General features: G+C 39.4%; 1 protein-coding gene. It reads left to right on the top strand.

What is annotated here, in order from left to right:
- Positions 1-581: 581 nt before the first annotated feature.
- Positions 582-2,324 carry a methyl-accepting chemotaxis protein gene (locus C6H04_RS06855; protein WP_233711885.1) on the top strand — a complete coding sequence of 581 codons (1,743 nt, stop codon included), beginning with the start codon at positions 582-584 and terminating at the stop codon, positions 2,322-2,324.
- Positions 2,325-2,449 lie beyond the last annotated feature (125 nt).

Raw genomic sequence — 2,449 nt, 5'->3', positions numbered from 1 at the left:
AGGGCTTAACTCTTGGAGTAGAGGAGCTAAGACATGCTTAGCATGCAAGTCTCTGGTAATCTTGCAAGCCACTAAGGCAAGCAACTAAGCTAGGGGAGTGTGTTAATGGCCATGTCCATGGCGCCCATGATAATGCCCTTGCAAACATCAAAAGCAATCGCGATCACAAATAGACACAAGATCGGCCCAACTTCTACCCCAACCCAAATCAAGATGCCGTAGAATATATAGCTTATTCAAACCCCCTTGAGCCTGCCTTATTAAACCACAGCTTTGGATAGAAGCACCACCTTACCCTTCTAACTCCCCTTAAGCTTTAAACAAGTAACTAAGTTGACACACTTCCCGCAGCTTAAAACTAGAAGACCCTCCTGCTACCAAAGTCCGCCCATCAACGAATCTTAAAACTCTCACTCTGAAAGTTGACGCCCTCCAACTCTTATGAGCGACATTATGACATAAACTAACACCGACTATCCTCTAGTTAAAGCTAGGGACTTTAGGGCATACATGCTAGATTATTTAATTTGATCTCTAGTTAATCTTGTAGAGTGCTATAATTAATAAGAAAGGTTATCATCATGAAAATATTTAATATTGGCAAAAAGATCCTCTATCTCTTACTGGTTAATCTTGTGGTCTTTTGCATCATGTTGTTTTTGTTTTTGCAGAGCAATAATGCGCAGATTAAGCATGCTGAGGACATATTCACGCAAAATTTTATAGAGAGTGTTAAAGATAGAATTAAGTTGCCTACAGATGCCATGGCACAAGCTCTAGGCAATTTGTTAAGGTCGGCCACAACACTAGAGGAAAAACAGAAGATAATAACTACTGCCGTGCACAATTTTAGATACGAGAATGATAAATCTGGTTATTTCATTGTGTATGACAAATATGTAGGAGTGTTTAATGTGTATAAAAAATTAATTGGAACTGATATTGAGAATATAAAGGATAAAAATGGGAAGTATTTTGTGCAGGATCTTTACAAAGCTTCGTTAAATGGTGGAGACTTTGTGTACTATACTTTTAACAAACCTTTACCTGATGGGCGCATTATAAGTGCTGAAAAAATAGCTTATTCTCAGGCTATTCCGGGACAAAAAGGCTGGTGGATTTCTACAGGTGTGTATATAGATAATATTAACTCAAAGACTAGCGCAGTTGTTGATAAAATCGAAGTTGCACTTTCAAAGAAATTCTATTTGTATTCAATCATATGCGTCGTATTGATCGCATTTGTGATTGTTCCTTTATACTATATTTTTTATAAAAATGTTACCACTTCGATTAAAACCCTTAAATATGGTTTAGATGAATTTTTCGCCTTTATAAATCATGAAAGCACAACAACGCCCACAATAAAAATCAATACAAAAGACGAACTAGGCCAGATGGCAAAACAGATCAACACAAACATACAAAAAGCAAAAGACTTCATACAAAGAGATAAACAAGCCATTAATGACCTAACAGCTGTGTCTAAACAAATTGAGAAAGGTAACCTGCAAGCAAGAGTAGTGAGCGATCCGGCGAGTCCACAATTGATAGAGCTGAAAAATGTACTTAACTCCACTCTAGGCATTCTGCAGAAGAAAATAGGCGCAGACTTAAATGTCATAGAGGACTTACTGTCTTCGTATAAGGCATTAGACTTCAAGAATGCAATACCAAAGGCATCGGGGGATATAGAAATTTCAATCAATGCAGTCGTGTCCGAAATCAAAAAAATGTTGGTGTCTTCACTCGACTTTGCCAATGCTCTCAATAAGGAAATGAAGGATTTAAATAGTGCCATCACAAATATGCAGAGCTCTTCAACTAAACAAGGCGTATCTCTAGAGCAAACAGCCAACGCCCTAGAAGAAATCACAGCTTCAATGCAGGCTGTGAGCTCCAAAACTGAAAATGTGATCCAGCAATCCGAAGATATTAAGAGTATTACAAGCATCATCAAAGACATAGCAGATCAAATCAACTTATTAGCACTAAACGCAGCCATAGAAGCAGCAAGGGCTGGCGAACATGGCAGAGGTTTTGCCGTGGTAGCTGACGAAGTACGCAAACTGGCCGAGAGCACTCAAAAAAGCTTAGGCGAGATTGAAACCAACACAAATATCCTCGTGCAGAGCATCAACGATGTGGCTAATTCCATACGCGAACAAACAGAGGGCATCACTCAGATCAACCAAACAATGGACGCGCTCGAGCAAGTTACCCAAGAAAATGCAAGTATTGCACAGACTTCTTCAGTCATCAGTCAAAATGTGCAAGACATAGCGCACCACATCCTAGAAGATGCGCATAAAAAACAATTTTAGCGTGTTCTATACGCGTTAGCACATTGGCTTTTCGTACTTGCATGCGAGTGCTTTTTAGCTTTGGACACGGGGCTTTTAGCTTTAATTTGCAAGACTTTTAGAGACCCCCCACCCCTTCAGCCACT

This window comes from Helicobacter salomonis, from assembly GCF_900197775.1.
Lineage (GTDB): Bacteria > Campylobacterota > Campylobacteria > Campylobacterales > Helicobacteraceae > Helicobacter > Helicobacter salomonis.
Note: the sequence above shows the minus strand (reverse complement) of the source record. Positions and strands in the feature narration are given on the sequence as shown.

What these genes read in the sequence shown, in the direction of transcription:
- C6H04_RS06855 (WP_233711885.1), top strand. Translation starts at nt 582, where the DNA reads ATGAAAATATTTAATATTGGCAAAAAGATCCTCTATCTCTTACTGGTT.